General features: G+C 73.8%; 14 protein-coding genes. 6 read left to right on the plus strand and 8 right to left on the minus strand.

Translation table 11 applies throughout. From position 1 onward, the window contains the following. Positions 1–4 precede the first annotated feature (4 nt). Together ppgK and map are read right to left on the minus strand one after the other, a co-directional pair. The gene (ppgK, locus tag J7523_RS05230) at positions 5–775 is read right to left on the minus strand and encodes a polyphosphate--glucose phosphotransferase (protein ID WP_291883180.1); all 771 of its coding nucleotides are present in this window, start codon (positions 773–775) and stop codon (positions 5–7) included. Then, positions 772–1,644, minus strand: coding sequence for a type I methionyl aminopeptidase (map, locus tag J7523_RS05235; RefSeq protein ID WP_291883184.1), 873 nt, complete (start codon positions 1,642–1,644; stop codon positions 772–774). The genes ppgK and map overlap by 4 nt, the downstream gene beginning before the upstream one ends. A gap of 78 nt (positions 1,645–1,722) precedes the next feature. Here map and J7523_RS05240 point away from each other — a divergent pair, with 78 nt between their 5' ends. After that, positions 1,723–1,893, plus strand: a complete 171-nt coding sequence (locus J7523_RS05240; RefSeq protein ID WP_291883187.1) for an SPOR domain-containing protein — start codon at positions 1,723–1,725, stop codon at positions 1,891–1,893. A gap of 15 nt (positions 1,894–1,908) precedes the next feature. Here the strand turns inward: J7523_RS05240 and J7523_RS05245 are convergent, their stop codons facing one another. From J7523_RS05245 to J7523_RS05255, 3 genes are read right to left on the minus strand one after another with little or no spacing between them, the layout of a single operon-like run. Next, positions 1,909–2,892 carry an endonuclease/exonuclease/phosphatase family protein gene (locus J7523_RS05245; RefSeq protein WP_291883190.1) on the minus strand — a complete coding sequence of 328 codons (984 nt, stop codon included), beginning with the start codon at positions 2,890–2,892 and terminating at the stop codon, positions 1,909–1,911. Continuing rightward, a complete protein-coding gene (gene panB, locus J7523_RS05250) occupies positions 2,889–3,701 on the minus strand; it encodes a 3-methyl-2-oxobutanoate hydroxymethyltransferase (RefSeq protein WP_291883192.1) in 813 nt (270 codons plus the stop codon). The genes J7523_RS05245 and panB overlap by 4 nt, the downstream gene beginning before the upstream one ends. A gap of 57 nt (positions 3,702–3,758) precedes the next feature. Continuing rightward, positions 3,759–5,417: an NAD+ synthase gene (locus J7523_RS05255; protein WP_291883195.1), complete on the minus strand. Its 1,659-nt coding sequence runs from the start codon at positions 5,415–5,417 to the stop codon at positions 3,759–3,761. A 93-nt stretch (positions 5,418–5,510) separates the two neighbouring features. Here J7523_RS05255 and J7523_RS05260 point away from each other — a divergent pair, with 93 nt between their 5' ends. Both J7523_RS05260 and J7523_RS05265 read left to right on the plus strand, forming a co-directional pair. Next, positions 5,511–6,848, plus strand: a complete 1,338-nt coding sequence (locus J7523_RS05260; RefSeq protein ID WP_291883197.1) for a glutamine synthetase family protein — start codon at positions 5,511–5,513, stop codon at positions 6,846–6,848. A 49-nt stretch (positions 6,849–6,897) separates the two neighbouring features. Beyond that, positions 6,898–9,945, plus strand: a complete 3,048-nt coding sequence (locus J7523_RS05265; RefSeq protein WP_291883201.1) for a bifunctional [glutamine synthetase] adenylyltransferase/[glutamine synthetase]-adenylyl-L-tyrosine phosphorylase — start codon at positions 6,898–6,900, stop codon at positions 9,943–9,945. On the opposite strand, the gene J7523_RS05270 is transcribed toward J7523_RS05265, so the two are convergent. Beyond that, positions 9,936–11,135, minus strand: coding sequence for an AI-2E family transporter (locus J7523_RS05270; RefSeq protein ID WP_291883204.1), 1,200 nt, complete (start codon positions 11,133–11,135; stop codon positions 9,936–9,938). The two genes, J7523_RS05265 and J7523_RS05270, sit on opposite strands and share 10 nt — an antisense overlap. A gap of 132 nt (positions 11,136–11,267) precedes the next feature. On the opposite strand from J7523_RS05270, the gene J7523_RS05275 reads away from it, so the two are divergent. Next, positions 11,268–12,701, plus strand: coding sequence for a hypothetical protein (locus J7523_RS05275; protein WP_291883207.1), 1,434 nt, complete (start codon positions 11,268–11,270; stop codon positions 12,699–12,701). Between the two features lie 70 nt (positions 12,702–12,771). Then, the gene (locus J7523_RS05280; protein WP_291883210.1) at positions 12,772–13,446 is read left to right on the plus strand and encodes a hypothetical protein; all 675 of its coding nucleotides are present in this window, start codon (positions 12,772–12,774) and stop codon (positions 13,444–13,446) included. 4 nt (positions 13,447–13,450) lie between these two features. On the opposite strand, the gene J7523_RS05285 is transcribed toward J7523_RS05280, so the two are convergent. Then, positions 13,451–15,016: a DUF4173 domain-containing protein gene (locus J7523_RS05285; RefSeq protein WP_291883212.1), complete on the minus strand. Its 1,566-nt coding sequence runs from the start codon at positions 15,014–15,016 to the stop codon at positions 13,451–13,453. A gap of 208 nt (positions 15,017–15,224) precedes the next feature. Here J7523_RS05285 and J7523_RS05290 point away from each other — a divergent pair, with 208 nt between their 5' ends. After that, a complete protein-coding gene (locus tag J7523_RS05290) occupies positions 15,225–16,457 on the plus strand; it encodes a peptidoglycan-binding domain-containing protein (protein WP_291883214.1) in 1,233 nt (410 codons plus the stop codon). 24 nt (positions 16,458–16,481) lie between these two features. On the opposite strand, the gene J7523_RS05295 is transcribed toward J7523_RS05290, so the two are convergent. Then, a complete protein-coding gene (locus J7523_RS05295; protein WP_291883216.1) occupies positions 16,482–17,291 on the minus strand; it encodes a hypothetical protein in 810 nt (269 codons plus the stop codon). Positions 17,292–17,329 lie beyond the last annotated feature (38 nt).

Here is a 17,329-nt window from a genome sequence, read left to right on the forward strand (position 1 = left end):
GCCGTCAGCCGTGCGCCTCCGCCGCGAGCGCCGCGGCGCCGACGATCCCGGCGGCGTTGCGCAGCTCCGCGGGGATGATGCGCGTGCGGATGTCGAGCAGCGGCAGGAACTCCTTGTGGTGCTTGGAGACGCCGCCGCCGACCACGATGAGGTCGGGCCAGAACAGGTTCTCGACGACCGAGAAGTACCGCTGCAGGCGCTCGGCCCAGCCGGCCCAGTCGAGCCCGTCGCGGTCACGGACGGACTCGGCGGCGCGCGACTCGGCGTCGTGCCCGTCGATCTCCAGGTGTCCGAGCTCGGTGTTCGGCACGAGGTGCCCGTCGACGATCAGCGCGGACCCGATGCCCGTGCCGAGCGTGACGACGAGCACGACGCCGTCCACGTCCTTCGCGGCGCCGTACCGCACCTCGGCGTACCCGGCGGCGTCGGCGTCGTTCACCGCGAGCACCCGGCGCCCGGTCGCGTGCTTCACGGCGGCCTCGACGTCGGTCCCGATCCACGACTTGTCGACGTTCGCGGCGGACTGCGCGACGCCGTGCAGGATCACCGCCGGGAACGTGACGCCGATCGGCACGCCCTTGTCGAGGTCGAACGACTCGACGACCTCGGCGACGGTCTTCGACACCGCGTCGGGCGTCGACGGGGACGGCGTCGGGATGCGCTTGCGGTCGCTCGCGAACTCGCCCTTCTCCAGGTCGACCGGCGCACCCTTGATGCCGCTGCCGCCGATGTCGATGCCGAACGCGAGGGGGTGCTTCTTCTTGTCGTGGCTCATGGCAGTGTCAGGATCTCCGCTCCGGTGTCGGTGACCAGCAGTGTGTGCTCGAACTGCGCGCTGCGCCTGCCGTCGGCCGTGAGGACCGTCCAGTCGTCGTCCCACATGACCCAGTCGGGGGTGCCGAGGTTGAGCATCGGCTCGATGGTGAAGACCATGCCGGGCTCGATGACCGTGTCGTAGGCGGGGGCCGCGTCGTAGTGGGGGATGACGAGCCCGGTGTGGAACGCGGGTCCGACCCCGTGGCCGGTGTAGTCGCGGACCACGCCGTACCCGAACCTGGCGGCGTACTTCTCGATGACCCGCCCGATGACGTTGATCTCGCGACCGGGCACGACGGCCTTGATCGCCCGGTGGAGTGCCTCCCGCGTGCGCTCGACGAGCAGCCGGGACTCCTCGTCGACGTTCCCGGCGAGGAAGGTGGCGTTGTTGTCGCCGTGCACGCCGCCGATGTACGCCGTGACGTCGACGTTGACGATGTCGCCGTCCTCGATCACGGTCGAGTCGGGGATGCCGTGGCAGATGACCTCGTTGACGGACGTGCACAGCGACTTGGGGAAGCCGCGGTAGCCGAGCGTCGACGGGTAGGCGCCGTGGTCGAGCATGAACTCGTGTCCGATCGCGTCGAGCGCGTCGGTCGTGACACCCGGCTCGACGGCCTTGCCGACGACCTCGAGGGCCTGCGCGGCGATGCGCGCCGCGACACGGACCAGCTCGATCGTGCCCTCGTCCAGCACGTTGCTGCCCATCCACGGGGCGGGTCCGGGACGCCCGACGTACTCGGGGCGGGCGATGGTCGACGGGACGGAGCGGCGGGGGCTCACCGTGCCCGGGACCAGGGCGGATCTAGGCGCGTGCACGGACGACATACCTGGCAGTCTACGGAAAGGAGTGCGGAGCGGCCGCGTGACCCGACGCCCCGCGGGTGTCGACGAAGGGAGTCCGAGATGGCGACGGAGTACTGGTACAACACCGAGACCCACGAGGTCGAGGAGGGCAAGCAGAGCGTCGCGTCGAAGCTCATGGGCCCGTACCCGACCCGTGAGGACGCCGCGCGCGCGATGGAGATCGCCAAGGAGCGCAACAAGGCGTGGGAGGACGAGGACCGGCAGCGCTGAGGTCCGCCGGCCGCGTCAGCGCCGGACGAGGTGGGCGACGACCGGCCGGTGGTCGCTGCCACCCGTGCGGCCCAGCACGTCGAACCCGGTGACGCGCCACGCCCGCCCGTCCACGAGCACGTGGTCGATCGGAGCGGCCAGCAGGCTCGGCGCGGACGACGGCCACGTGCCGCGCCACGCCTCGCCGGCGGCCCGCGCGGCGTCGACGCACGGTCCGAGGTCGCGAAGGCCGGGGTGGTCGAGCGTCGCGTTGAGGTCGCCGGCGACGATCGCGCCGGGGGTCGACGCGCACGCCTGCGCCACCCAGGCGGTCTCCGAGCGCCACGTCGGCATCGCGCTGCGTCCGCCCGGCGACATCGGGTGGGCCGCGACCAGCGTCGGGCCGGCGCCGTCGGTGGGGACGGACCGGACGCCGCCGAAGTGCAGGGGCAGACGGGTGGCCGTCGGGTAGTCGCCGAGCGTGCGCGCGACGAGCAGGCCGGTGCCGGCGATCCAGCGGTGGTCCGCGTCCGACGTGTGCACCTGCACGGGCCGTCCCGCTTCGGCCAGCGCGGCAGCGGTGGCCCGGACCGTGGCGGGGGACGTCTCCGCGAGGACGACGACGTCGGCGTCCGTCTTTTCGACGAGCTCGGCGAGCGTCCCGGGCGGCACCACGTCGAGCGTGTTGAACGACAGGACGACGACGTCGTCCGGCGTGGTCGTGGTCCCGGCCGCCGTCGTGGTCGGGGGTCCGTGCGGGACGGCCCGCGAGACGAGCACGGCCCCCTGGACGGCGGCGCCCAGGGCGAGCGCGACGACGACCGGCATGGCCCGTCGGCGCAGGGGCGGCACAGCCAGCAGCGCGAGCGCACCCGCGATCCCGGCGAGGCCGAGGACGGCCCGGAACGACACGAGCTGCGCCACCGGGAACAGGCCCGCCAGCACGGGTACGGCGAGCCCGACGCCGATCGCGCCCACGACGGCGGCTGCCGCCCAGGTCGCGACCCGCGCGCGACTCACTTGTCGAACTGGTGGTCCGCGTCGGGGAACGTGCCGGCCCGCACCTCGTCGACGTAGGCCGTGGCGGCCGCGCGGAGCGCCGCACCGACCTCGCCGAACCGCTTGGCGAACCGCGGCGACCAGTCGGTCATCCCCGCCATGTCGACCCAGACGAGCACCTGGCCGTCGCACCCCGCACCGGCGCCGATGCCGATGGTCGGCACGTGCAGGATCTCGGTGATCTGCTCGGCGACCGGAGCCGGCACCATCTCGAGGACCACCGCGACGGCACCGGCCTCGGCGATCGCGACGGCGTCCTCGCTCAGGTGCTCGGCGGCCGCGTCGCCCCGGCCCTGCACGCGGGGCCCGCCCAGCAGGTGCTCGGACTGCGGCGTGTACCCGAGGTGGCCGACCACCGGGATGCCCGCGTCGGTCAGGGCCTTGATCTGCGGGGCGACGCGCTTGCCACCCTCGAACTTCACCGCCGCGGCGCCGGTCTCCTTCATGACCCGCACCGCGCTCTCGAGCGCCTGCGCGGGGCCGGCCTCGTACGTGCCGAACGGCAGGTCGACGACGACGAACGCACGGTGCGCGGAGCGCGCGACGGCCCGGGCCGCCGGGATCATGTCGTCGATCGTCACCGGCAGCGTCGTCGTGTGGCCGTGCATCGTGTTCCCGATGGAGTCGCCGACCAGCAGCATGTCGACGCCCGCGGCGTCGAAGATCGACGCGGTGACGGCGTCGTACGCCGTGAGCATCGTCAGGCGCTCGCCGCGCTCCTTGGCCTCACGCAGGTGGTGCACGCGCACGCGCTTGGGGGTCTGGCTCATCGAGGGTGCTCCTGGGTGTCGTGCGGGGTGCGTACGCGGGTCAGCTGACAGGGCAGGTCAGGGCTCGCGCCACCGGGTGGTGACGGGCAGCCGGCGGTCGCGGCCGAACGCGAGAGCGGTGACCTTGGGGCCGAGCGGGTACTGCCGGCGCTTCCACTCGGCCCGGTCGACGAGCTGCAGGACCTTGTCGACGACCGCGGGGTCGAACCCGCGGGCGAGCAGCTCGGCCCGGCCCTCGGCGTGCTCGACGTACGCGTCGAGCACCTCGTCGAGCAGGTGGTACGGCGGCAGCGAGTCCTGGTCGAGCTGTCCCGGCCGCAGCTCCGCGGACGGCGGCTTCGTGATGGACGACTCGGGGATCGGCGGCAGCTCGCCGCGGTCGATCGCGTGCTCGTTCCTCCAGCGCGCGAGCGCCCACACGCGGGACTTGTCGACGTCCTTGAGCGGCGCGAAGCCGCCGATGCTGCCGGCGTCGTAGATGGTGGCGTAGCCCGTCGCGAGCTCCGACTTGTTGCCGGGCGCGATGACGAGGTGACCCTCGCGGTTCGAGATGGCCATGAGGATCACGCCGCGGACGCGGGCCTGCAGGTTCTCCTCCGTGACGCCCTCGATGTCGAGCTCGCCGTGGAACGCGTCGACGATCGCACCGATGGGCTGCACCCGGTAGTCGGCGCCGAGCCGCTTCGCGAGGTCCTCCGCGTCGTCCTTGCTGTGGTCGGAGGAGTAGGCGGACGGCATCGAGACGCCGACCACGTTCGTCCCACCGACCGCGTCGGCCGCGACGGTCGCCGTCAGCGCCGAGTCGATGCCGCCCGACAGGCCGAGCACGACCGAGCGGAAACCGTTCTTGCGCACGTACCCGGACAGGCCCAGGACGATCGCACGGTAGATCTCCTCGTCCGCGGACAGCGGCGGCACGCGCTCACCGGGCCGCTGCGGCTCGCCCTCGGGGGCCAGGTCCCACAGCAGCAGGTGCTCGACGAACTGCGGGGCGCTCGCCAGCACCGTCCCGTCGGTGTCGACGACGAACGACCCGCCGTCGAACACGAGGTCGTCCTGGCCGCCGACGAGGTTGACGTACGCGACCGGGGCGTCGACCTCACGAGCCCGCCGAGCGGCGAGCTCGGTCCGGACGTGGCCCTTGCCCTCCTCGTAGGGCGAGCCGTTGAGCACGACGAGCAGGTCGACGTCGTGCTCGTCCATCTCGGACACCGGGCCGCCGTCCTGCCAGATGTCCTCGCAGATGACCACGCCGACGCGGCGACCCGCGACGTCGAGGACCAGCACCGCGTCGCCCGGCGTGAAGATCCGGTACTCGTCGAACACGCCGTAGTTCGGCAGGTGGTGCTTGTCGTAGCGCGCCTCGACGCGGCCGTGCCGCAGGAGCACCGCCTGGTTCGTCGGCCGGTGGTGGCCCTCGGGGCTCGTCGCGCCGTGCTCGCCGACCGAGCCGACGAGGACCGCGAGGCCGCCCAGACCTGCGGCCTCGAGCTCCGTCGCCGCCCGCTGCAGCGCCGCCTCGGCACCGCGACGGAACGACGCGCGCAGCGCGAGGTCCTCGATCGGGTAGCCCGTGATCGTCATCTCCGGGAACACGACCAGGTCGGCACCCTCGTCGGCCGCCTTCCGCGCCCAGCGCAGCACGGCGGCGGCGTTCGCGTCGACGTCCCCCACGCACGTGTCGATCTGTGCCAGGGCGATGCGTGGTGCGGGCATGGCGTCGAGCCTAGTCAACGCCCGGACCGCCCGCCGCGACGCATCCGCGGACCTGCCACCGTCCCGGCCCTCGCATGGGGCAGGATGTGCCGCATGGACAGGCAGCAGGAGTTCGTGCTCCGCACGGTCGAGGAGCGGGACATCCGCTTCATCCGCCTCTGGTTCACCGACGTGCTCGGGATCCTCAAGTCGGTCGCGGTCGCCCCGGCCGAGCTGGAGGCCGCGTTCTCCGAGGGCATCGGGTTCGACGGCAGCGCGATCGAGGGCCTGACGCGGGTCTACGAGGCGGACATGATCGCCAAGCCGGACCCGACGACGTTCCAGGTGCTGCCCTGGCGCGGCGAGCGGCACGGCACGGCCCGCATGTTCTGCGACCTGCTGACGCCCGACGGCGAGCCGTCGCTCGCCGACTCCCGCAACGTGCTCAAGCGCGCGCTCTCGCGGGCCAGTGACCAGGGGTTCACGTTCTACACGCACCCCGAGGTCGAGTTCTACCTCTTCGAGGCTCCCGCCGACCCGGCGCAGCCGCTCGTCCCGGTGGACCAGGGCGGCTACTTCGACCACGTGCCGCGCGGCACCGCGCACGACTTCCGGCGCGCCGCGATCACGATGCTCGAGTCCATGGGCATCTCGGTGGAGTTCTCCCACCACGAGGCCGGCCCGGGCCAGAACGAGATCGACCTGCGGTACGCCGACGCGCTGACGACCGCGGACAACATCATGACGTTCCGCACGGTCGTCAAGGAGGTCGCGCTCGAGCAGGGCGTGTTCGCGTCCTTCATGCCGAAGCCGCTGTCCGACCAGCCCGGCTCGGGCATGCACACGCACCTGTCGCTGTTCGAGGGGGACCGCAACGCGTTCCACGAGCCCGGCGGGCACCTCGAGCTGTCGAAGACGGCACGCTCGTTCATCGCCGGTCTGCTCAGGCACGCCGCCGAGATCACGGCGGTGACGAACCAGTTCGTCAACTCGTACAAGCGGCTGTGGGGCGGCGCCGAGGCACCGAGCTACATCTGCTGGGGCCACAACAACCGCTCAGCGCTCGTGCGCGTGCCCATGTACAAGCCCGGCAAGGGCAACTCGAGCCGCATCGAGTACCGCGCGGTGGACTCGGCGACCAACCCGTACCTCGCCTTCGCGGTGGTCCTGGCCGCCGGTCTCAAGGGCATCGAGGAGGGCTACGAGCTCCCCGAGGGTGCCGAGGACGACGTGTGGGAGCTCACCGACTCGGAGCGGCGCGCGCTCGGCATCGAGCCGCTGCCCACGTCGCTCGAGTCGGCCATCGCCGTGATGGAGAAGTCCGAGCTCGTCGCCGAGACGCTCGGCGAGCACGTGTTCGACTACTTCCTGCGCAACAAGCGGCAGGAGTGGGACGAGTACCGCGCGCAGGTCACGCCGTACGAGCTGCGGCGGTTCCTGCCGGTCCTGTGAGCACGGTGACCGTGGGCCCGGTGACCGACGTACGCCCGGGGTGGGCCGCATGAGCACGCCGTCCGCCGAGGGGCGTGGCGCAAGCCTCGCCGGGCGCCTCACACGCGCCGGGGTGACGGACGTCGGGCGGGCCGAGCGCATGCTGTCGGACGCGGCGCTGCTGGACGTGCTCCCGGACGCCGCAGCGGTGCTGCCGTCGCCGCTCGCCGACGTCGCCGACCCCGACCAGGCGCTGCTCACGCTCGCCAAGCTCGCCGGCGCAGTGCTGTCACAGCCGGCCGAGCACGCCCTGCTGCGCGACATCCTCGAGCACGACGACGAGCGTCGCGCCCGGCTGCTCGCCGTCGCGGGTGCCTCGGTGGCGCTCGGCGACACGCTCGTGGCGCACCCGGCCAACCTGCACGTCCTGGCCGACGACGCGCCGGCCCTCGGCGTCCCCGTCGCGGACGTGCGCGCCGAGCTGCTGCGGGCCGTCGGGGCCGACCCGGGGGCCGCCGTCCCCGTCGCCGCGCTCGGCGGCCGTGACGGCACCGACGCGATGCGTCGCGCGTACCGCACCCGGCTGCTGCGGATCGCCGCCGCCGACCTCACGTCCCGCGACCCGCTGTCGAGGCTGCCGGGGGTGGCGGCCGCGCTGGCCGACCTCGCGGGGGCCGCACTCGAGGCGGCGCTCGCCGTGGCACGGGCCGACCTCGACGACCACGGTGCCGGCGTACGGCTGGCCGTGATCGGCATGGGCAAGGGCGGCGCCCGCGAGCTGAACTACGTGAGCGACGTCGACGTCGTGTACGTCGCGGAGCCGGTCGACGGTATCGACGAGTCGGAGGCGCTCGCGGTCGGGGCGCGGCTCGCCGCCGGGCTGGCCCGCGTCTGCTCGACGTCGTCGGGGGAGCCCGCGCTGTGGCCCGTCGACGCGGCGCTGCGCCCCGAGGGCAAGGACGGGCCGCTCGTCCGGACCCTCGCGAGCCACAAGGCGTACTACGAGCGCTGGGCCAAGACGTGGGAGTTCCAGGCGCTGCTCAAGGCGCGCCCGCTCGCCGGGGACGCCGCGCTCGGCGAGGAGTACGTCGCGACGACGCAGCCGTTCGTGTGGGCGGCCGTGCAGCGCGACCACTTCGTCGAGGACTCACAGGCGATGCGCCGCCGCGTCGAGCAGCACGTGCCCGCCGCGGAGGCCGACCGGCAGCTCAAGCTCGGGGTCGGCGGCCTGCGGGACGTCGAGTTCACGGTCCAGCTGCTGCAGCTCGTGCACGGTCGCGCGGACGACTCGATCCGCAGCTCGAGCACCCTCACCGCGCTGGCCGCGCTGGCCGCCGGCGGGTACGTCGGCCGGGAGCACGCTGCGCAGCTCGCCGTCTGCTACCGCCTGCTGCGCGTCCTCGAGCACCGGATCCAGCTGTACAGGATGCGGCGCACGCACCTCATGCCGACCGCGGAGGCGGACCTGCGGCGGCTCGCCCGGTCGGTGGGGATGCGGGCCGAAGGCCCGGAGGGGCTCGTCGACCGGTGGCGGACCGTGCGGCGCGACGTGCGGCGGCTGCACGAGGAGCTGTTCTACCGCCCGCTGCTGCCCGCGACGGCCCAGCTGTCCGCGGAGGAGGCCAGCCTCGCGCCGGACGCCGCCCGCGCACGGCTCGCGGCGATCGGCTACCGCGACCCTGCGGGGTCGATGCGGCACATCGCGGCACTCACGGAGGGCGTGTCGCGGCGCGCGGCGATCCAGCGCCAGCTGCTGCCCGTGATGCTCGGGTGGTTCGCGGACGGGCCCGACCCGGACGGCGGCCTGCTCGCGTTCCGGCGGCTGTCCGAGGAGCTCGGCGCCACGCACTGGTACCTCAAGCTCCTGCGCGACTCCGGCACGGTGGCCCAACGGCTCGCACGCGTCCTGTCGACGTCGCGGTACGTCGCCGACGCGCTCACCCGGTCGCCCGAGTCGGTGACGTGGCTGGGCCAGGACAGCGAGCTCGAACCCCGGACGCACGCGCGCCTGTCGGCCGAGGCCGACGCGATCCTCACGCGCGCGCACGAGCGTGTGCCCGCGGTGACCGCGCTGCGGGGGCTGCGGCGGCGCGAGCTCGCGCGGACCGCGGCCGCGGACGTGCTCGACGTCGTCACGGGCATCCGGGCGTCGCAGAGCCTCACGGTCGCGGCGGACGTCGTGCTCGCGGGTGCGCTGCGGGTCGCGCAGTGGGAGGCCCGGCAGGCACGGCTGCTCGACGAGGACCCCACCCGCATGCTCATCGTCGCGATGGGGCGCCTCGGCGGCCGGGAGGTCGGCTACTCGTCCGACGCGGACGTGCTGTTCGTGCACGACCCGCTGCCGGGCGTCGACGCGGTGCTGGCCCAGGAGTTCGCGCTGTCGGTGGCGACCGAGATCCGTTCGCTTCTCGGGGCCGTCGGGCCGGAGCCGGTGCTCGCCGTCGACGCGGACCTGCGTCCCGAGGGACGCAACGGCCCCCTGGTCCGGACGTTCGACTCGTACGCCGAGTACTACGCGCGGTGGTCGTCGCCGTGGGAGAGCCAGGCGCTGCTGCGCGCCCGGCCGGTCGCCGGAGACGCCGAGCTCGCGGACCGGTTCGTCGAGCTGATCGCGCCCCTGCGGTACCCGGCCGGAGGCATCGACCAGTCGACCGTGCGCGAGGTCCGGCGGATCAAGGCGCGGGTCGAGTCCGAGCGCCTGCCGCGTGGCGTCGACCCGGCCCGGCACCTCAAGCTCGGTCGCGGCGGCATCTCCGACGTCGAGTGGACCGTCCAGCTGCTGCAGCTGCTCCACGCGCACGACGTGCCGGACCTGCGCACGACCGGCACGCTCGACGCGCTGATCGCCGCCGCGCGCGCGGACCTGGTCGACGCCGAGGACGCGCGGGTGCTCGCCGACGCGTGGCTGCTGGCGTCGCGGCTCCGCGACGCGAACGTGCTGTGGACCGGTCGGCAGGAAGGCGCGCACGCCGACGTCCTGCCGCACGACCGGCAGGCGCTCGCCGGCGTCGCGCGCGTCATGGGCTACCCGGCGGGTTCGGCCGGCGAGCTCGAGGAGGACTACCTGCGGACGGCCCGTCGTGCGCGGGCCGTGGTGGAGCGCGTCTTCTACGGCTGAGGCTCGTCCTGCGCCCGGTCGACGATCGGCGCGACCGCGGGGTCGGCCTCCTCCTCGTCGAGGTCCACCCAGCCGCGCTGGCGGCGCAACGCCTGCTCGTCCTCCTGCAGCAGCGGCGAGTCGACGAGCTCGTGGCGCTGCACGTACACCGACGACACGGCCTGGATCGTCGCGGCGACCGGCAGGGCGAGGAACGCGCCGATCGGGCCGAACACCGCGCCGAACGCGAGCACCGCGAGGAACGAGATCGCCGGGTTGAGCTCGAGCGACCGCGCGGACACCTTGGGGGAGAAGATCAGGTTCTCGACCTGCTGGTACCCGATGATGAACGCGAGCACCAGGAGGCCCTTGACGGGGTCGACGGCGAGCGCGACCGCCGTCGGGACGGCCCCGGCGATGTAGGTGCCGATCGTGGGCACGAACTGCGACACGACACCGGTGAAGACCGCGAGCGGAAGCGCGTACGGGATCCGCAGGATCGACAGGAAGATGAACGTGAACACGCTCGACAGCGCCGCGAGCACGATGCGCGAGTTGATGAAGTCCGCGACCTTCTCCTGCGAGACCTCCCACAGCCGCAGCAGCTCGCGCTGTCGCCTCGGCGCGAACAGCCGGAGCACGGCGGCCCGGAACCGGGGTCCCGCGCTGGCCATGTAGTACGTGACGAGCAGCACGGACGTGAGCGTGAACAGCCCACCGATGATCGACGCGCCGGCACCGAGGATCCCCGGGGCGAGCGCCTGCCAGTTGTCCGCGATCGAGTCCGTCGCCTCGTCGACCGTGGGCAGGTCGATGCCGAACGTCGTGTCCGCCCACGTCACCAGCTGTGTGTAGTAGGTCGGCAGGTTGTCGACGAGCTCCGCGACCTGCGTGACGAACAGGCCGCCGAACAGCGCGATCACCGCGAGGATCACGATCCCCGACGTCAGCATGACGATGCCCGTCGACCGCGTGCGGCGGACGCCGTGCGCCACGAGCCAGCGGATGAGCGGCTCCATCGCGAGCGAGATGAACCACGAGATCACGACGATCGTCAGCACGTTCCCGAGCAGCCCGAGCGCGCGCCAGGCGAACGCCGCGAGGAACACGGCGACGACGCCCATGACGAGCGCGCGGGGGAGCCACGGTGGCGGTCGGCGGGGGTCGGTGACGGCCGTGGCGGTACGCCCGGTGTCGCTGGCTCGCGGCATGTGCTCCCCCTGCGGAGGGCTGGGACCAGTCGGGTCGTTCGCACCGTACCGCGCCATCTCTCGCGCGCTGACCAGCAACGCTGCCATGCTCAGGGGATTCGGGCGTGTCGGGACATGTCGGGAGGAAACCTCATGGCGGAGCGGAGCAGGCCCAGCGGGGACGACGAGCCGGAGGAGCCCGCTCCGGGCGACACCCAGCCGATCCCCGGACCGGGCGACACCCAGCCGGTCGCGGTCGACGAGGTGGCGGCCCTACGGTCGCGGCTGGAGGCGCTCGAGGCCGAGAACACCCGCCTGAGGTCCGCCGCCCCGCCGACGGTCGTGGTCGCCGCACCACCGCGGCGTCGACGTCCCGGACGGGCGACGGCCGCCGTCGTGCTCATCGTGGTCGCCGCGCTCCTGGCCCCCGTGGCGGTCGTCGCCGTGTGGGCCAAGGGACTCGCGGAGGACACCGACCGGTACCTCGCCACGGTCGCGCCGCTGGCCGACGACCCGCAGATCCAGTCGGCCGTCACGAACCGGCTGACGAACGCGATCGTCGACGCGGTGAACCTCCAGGACCTCGCCCAGACGGCGACGGGTGCCGTCTCGGACCTCGGGCTCCCGCCGCGCCTGTCGGCCGCGGTGCTCGCGCTGCAGGGCCCGCTCGTCGACGCCGCGACCACCTTCATCCGCAAGGGCGTCGACCGGGTCGTCACGTCGGACGCGTTCTCGACGGCGTGGGAGCAGGCGAACAGGGCCGCGCACGAGCAGATCGTTGCGGTGATGCGCGGCGACCCCGACGCGATCGCGAGCATCGACTCACAGGGCACCCTGACCGTCGACCTCACGCCCGTGATCGAGCAGGTCAAGGCCGCGCTCTCGAACGCGGGCTTCACGATCGTCGACCGGATCCCCACCATCAACGCGAGCTTCCCGCTCGCGCAGAGCGCCGACCTCGTCAGGCTGCAGAACGCCTACCGGATGCTCGACGTGCTCGGCACGTGGCTGCCGTGGCTCGTGATCGCGCTCCTCGCAGGCGGCGTGATGCTGTCGCAGAACAAGTCCCGGGCGCTCGTCGTCGCGGGGCTGACCCTCGCCGGGGCGATGCTGGTGCTCGGGCTGGCGCTCACGATCGGCCGGTCCGTGTACGCGAACTCCCTGCCGCCCGAGGTGCAACGGCCCGACGCGGCCGTCGTCGTGTACGACCAGGTCGTCTCCCTGCTCAGGATCACGCTGCGGTCCGCGTTCGTGCTCGGGGTCGTCGTGGCGGCCGTCGCGTTCGTGTCCGGCCGGAGCGCCTCGGCGGTCGCCCTGCGGTCCGGCTACACGAGGTCCGCCGCGTGGGTGCGCGGCGCGGGGGAGCGTCGGGGCGTGACGACCGGACCGGTGGGCGAGTGGCTCGGCGAGCAGCGGGTGCTGCTGCGGGTCGTCGTCGCGGTCGGGGCCGGCCTCGCGCTCGTCCTCGGAACTCCGCTGACCCCGGGCTACGTGCTCGGGGTGGCGATCGTCGCGATCGTGCTGCTGCTTCTCCTGTCGCTGCTCGCCCGGCCACCGGCCTCCGACGACGGGGTCAGCGCTGCCTGACGACCACGTGCCCGAGGCGGGAGCCGCCGAGCAGCCGCGACCGTCCGGCGCGGGTCGGGGCGGTCGGCGGGTGGTGCAGCGCGCGTGGTGGCTCGTGCGCGACTACGCGTTCGTGCTGCGCTGGCAGGCCGCCGGTGCGACGACCCGGACCGGCCCCGACGCGCTGCGGACACCCGAGCACCCGTCCGGACCGCCCGTCGTCCTCGTGCCCGGCGTGTACGAGCCGTGGCAGTTCCTGCTGCCGCTCGCGACCGTGCTGCACGAGCACGGGGTGCGGGTCCATGTGCTGCCCGAGCTCGGCATCAACCACCGGCCCATCCCTGACCAGGCGACGCTGCTCGGCCGGTACCTCGTCGAGCAGGACCTGCGGGACGTCGTGCTGGTCGCGCACAGCAAGGGCGGCCTCATCGGCAAGCTCGCGATGCTGCGCGAGGACCCCGACGACCGGGTCGCGTCGATGGTCGCGGTCAACACGCCGTTCGCGGGATCGGTGTACGCCCGCTGGTTCCCGGCTGCGGCCGTGCGCGCGTTCAAGCCGACCGACGCCACGATCGTCGCGCTGCGCGCCGAGCTCGCCGTGAACCACCGGATCACGTCGGCGTTCAGCTTCTGGGACCCGCACATCCCGGCAAGCAGCTCGCTCGACGGCGGCGTCGACGTGGTCCTGGACACCCCGGGCCACTTCAGACCCCTCGCCGACCCGCGCCTGCAGGAGCTGCTGCTCGAACGGCTCGGCGTGCCGTGACCGGTCACCCCACCTCGACCCGCGCCGGGCACCAGGACGGCACCGGCACCTCGGGCTCGATGCCGCGGGCCCGCTGACGACCCCACGACCAGCTCAGCCAGTCGTCCTCGGTCTCCTGCCCGGTGCCCATGAGCAGGCACGACCGCAGCGGCTCGTCGAGCGCGTCGATCGCAGGAGCGGCGTCGTCGGACAGGCCCTGCAGGTAGACGAGGTCGATGGTCGACGACGGCTGCGTGTCGAGGTTGTGCCGCAGGATGAGGGCGTCCGGGTTGACGAGGGCGAGGCCCAGCACCGCCGCGCCGGCGACCCACACGGCCGCCCGCGGGAACCAGCGGCCCGACCCGCGAGCACCGGCCACCAGGACGAGCACGAGGACCGCCGCCATCGCGAGCTCGGCGGCCGCGACGAGCAGCCGCAGCCGCGTCAGCCCGAACACGTCGACGTACAGGTCGAGCCGCCGCAGCGCGGACGCGACGACCCCGAGCGTCGCGACGCACAGGACCCCGAGCGCGACCCGGGTGACGAGCCTGTCCCGCGCGTCCGCCCGTGGAGCGCGCCGGGCGGCGACCCCCACGACGACGAGCGTCAGCGCCGTGGCGACGACGAGCTGGGCGAATCCCTGACGTGCGTACTCCGCGTACGTGACGCCCGACGGCAGCACCCGGTCGGGGTCGCCGAGCAGCGCCACCGCCTGCACCAGCACGAACGCGACGACGAGCGCGTCGAGCGCCACGACGGGGACGAGCCACTCGGCCCGCCGTGCCGCCGGCGCGGCCTTGAGCCGGGTGCGCGACCACACCGGCGGTGCCGTCGCCAGGTGCGCGAGCGTCAGTGCCGCGAGCGTGACGAGCAACCCGACGAACGCTGCGCCCGGCACCCGGTCGCCGTGCACCTGCGGCACGAGGTGCGCGAACACCTGGTCGGCGCTCGCGAACAACGCACCGAACACGGCGAGCAGACCGACCGTGATCGCCGCGCTGCGCAGGACGGCCACCGCCTCGCGCCGGCGGCCGCCCAGCGCCGCACCCGCACCGTGGCGCACCCACGGCACGGCGCGCACCGCACCCAGAGCGGCGGTGAGCGGAGCGAGGACCACCGACGGCGCGGTGCGCGCCGACGTCGTCGCCACCACTGCGCCCCACGCCGCGGTGACCACGCAGAGCGCGAGGACCCAGCCGGCGGTCCGTACCCCGAGGATGGCCAGGAGCGCCGCGACGAGCACCAGCAGCGCAAGGTCCCCGAACCGGCGCCGCCGGACCACCACCGGCACGACCGCGGCGCACACCAGCACCCCGAGCACGGCCGCGCCGATCCCTGGTCGCCGCCCGACCAGCACCGCACCGCCGACCGCGCCGACGGCCACGCACACCCCGAGCGTCCGGACGGGGGCCGCACGCCGGGCCGCGGCCCAGAACGACCGCAGCATCCGGTCGACCGTCGTCGGCGGGCGCGGGGGTGCGGCAGGCAGGAACGGTCCGGCGTAGCCCGGTGCCGCCGCGACGCCCGCGAGCACCGGAACAGAGCCTGACCTGGGCTGGGACACCGGTGCCGGGCGGTCGTCGTCGCTCATGGCGCTGACGCTAGGCACCGCCCGTGCGGCGCGTCCCCGACTTCGGAGGGGGTCCGGTGCACGTTGTGTGCCACCACGTGCAGGTCTCATGGCGACCACCCGGGGCACACACAGGGACGTCGTTCGGATGCCCTTCCGGGCAGCGCAGGCGCGTCGCCTTGCGGCGGCTGGACCCGGGGTGGATTGTCTGATTCGACGACGTCGGGACATGGCGGTCCGCTCTCACGTCGACGTGGGCACGGGCCGGACCGCGGAGCGTTCTTCGGAGGTCGTCGTGAGGTCGTTCCAGGCGCGTCGGACACGCCGGTGGGGCGGACCCACCGCCGCGGTCCTGGGTCTGTCGTTCCTCGTCGCGGGCTGCACCTCGGGCGGGGACGAGGACGAGACCACCGACCTCGAACGCGCCCAGGCGCAGGTCGCCGCCGCGGAGAAGGATCTCGCCGACGCGCAGGACGAGTCGCAGAAGGCGACCGAGGCGTTCTGCTCCGGCGGCACCGACTACGTCAAGGCGCTCGACCGCTACGGCGACATCATCACGTCCTCGGCCCCGACGGTCGGCGACGTCGTCACCGGCGGCGCCGACCTGCGCGAGCCCCGCGAGGACGCGCTCGCCGCCGGGCAGACCGCGCAGCGCGCCCGGCAGGACGTCGCCGACGCCGAGAACGCCCTCGCCGAGGCCAAGGCCGAGCTCGCGGCCGTCGAGGCGTCCGCGTCCGGGGTGCCCGTCGAGCCCGAGGAGTCGCCGACCGCCGAGCCGACGCCGCTCGCCCCCGCCGACGCGATCAACCGGGTCAAGCAGGCCGACGCCGACTTCACCGCGACGCAGCAGGGCATCACCGACGAGACCCCGCTCGACCAGGCGTCGCAACAGTTCAACGCCGCGGTCGTCTCGCTCGAGATGGCGTGGATGCAGCTCGTCGTGCAGGCGGGGTGCCTCGACGACCAGCAGCGGATCGCCGCCCAGGAAGCCGCGCGCGCCTACACGACTGCCCTGCAGCAGTCGCTCTCCGCCGCCGGGTACTACACGCTCGCCGTCGACGGCATCTACGGGCCCGGGACCGTCCAGGCCGTGCAGGACCTCCAGTCGACCCACGGCCTGCCCGTCACGGGAACGGTGGACAAGGCCACGGAGGCCGCGCTGCAGGCCGACCTCGCCGCCCAGGGCGCTGCCCAGTCGGCGATCGACCTGACCACGACAGCAGCCCTGCAGCAGACGCTCAAGCTCGCCGGGTACTGGGACGGCCCCGTCGACGGGCAGTGGACCGACGCCCTGACCGCGGCGCTCATGCAGTTCCAGACGGACCTCGGCGTGCCGGCCACCGGTGCGGTCGACGCCGCGACCGTGGCCGCGTTCGAGGCGGCCATCGCCGCGGCGAAGGCCCCAGCGCCGAGCCCGACGGAGGAGGAGCCGACGGACGAGGCGACGACGATGGACGAGTAGCCAGGTCGACGGCTCGTCGCCGGGTCAGCTCGTCCGATGTATCCGTGCGGCCCAGCCGCGGAGCGCGAGCAGAGCCGACCCGGCGAGCGCGAGCACACCCGCGAGCAGGACCGCGGCACGACCGTCGACGCCCGTGCTCGCGAGGACCTCCGTCTGCGGCCGGGTCGTCCGGTCCTGGCCGGCGCCGGCGCGTCGGGCGACCGGCGGCGCGGCGGCCGTCGGCGTCGGGCTGGGGTCGACGTCGTGCGCGGTGGCCCGCGCCGTCGTGCCGCCGGGCGTCGGCAGGACCGTCGGCCCCGGAAGCTCGGTCGGCACCGCCACTCCGGTCGGCACCGGGACCTCGGCGGGCACGGTGCCCGTGGGCACGGGGACCTCCGTCCGCGGGACCTCGGTCGGCTCCACCCCCGGCGGGAGCTCGGGACGGTTCCATGCGTCGACGGGGACCTCGACCACGGCCGGACCGTGGCACACCTCCGGCCCGCCGAGCAGGACCTCGTCGTGCAGCGTCGCGGTGTCGACGCGCACGTACCAGACGCACGCCCCGGTGGGGACCGGCTGGGGGAGCTGGGACCACCCGACCCAGTGCCGGTCGCCGAACGCCCCGGTCGGAGTGCCCTGCGTGACGGTGAGGCGGCTGGTGCCCTCCGAGCCGCCGAGGATCCAGCGGACCTCGACGGTGCCGCCGTTGCCCAGACCGGGGTCGGCGGCCGGGATCTCGACCCCGGTCGCGTCCACGGAGACGACGGGTGGATCGGCGACCGCGGCGGCCGAGGTGGCGGCGACGGCGCCGGTGGTGAGGACGAGAGAGAGGGCGAGGGGACGGACGAGAGACATGACGACTTCCTGTGCAGGGAGGGACGACGGAGAGAGGG

Source organism: Cellulomonas sp., from assembly GCF_017744555.1.
GTDB lineage: Bacteria > Actinomycetota > Actinomycetes > Actinomycetales > Cellulomonadaceae > Cellulomonas.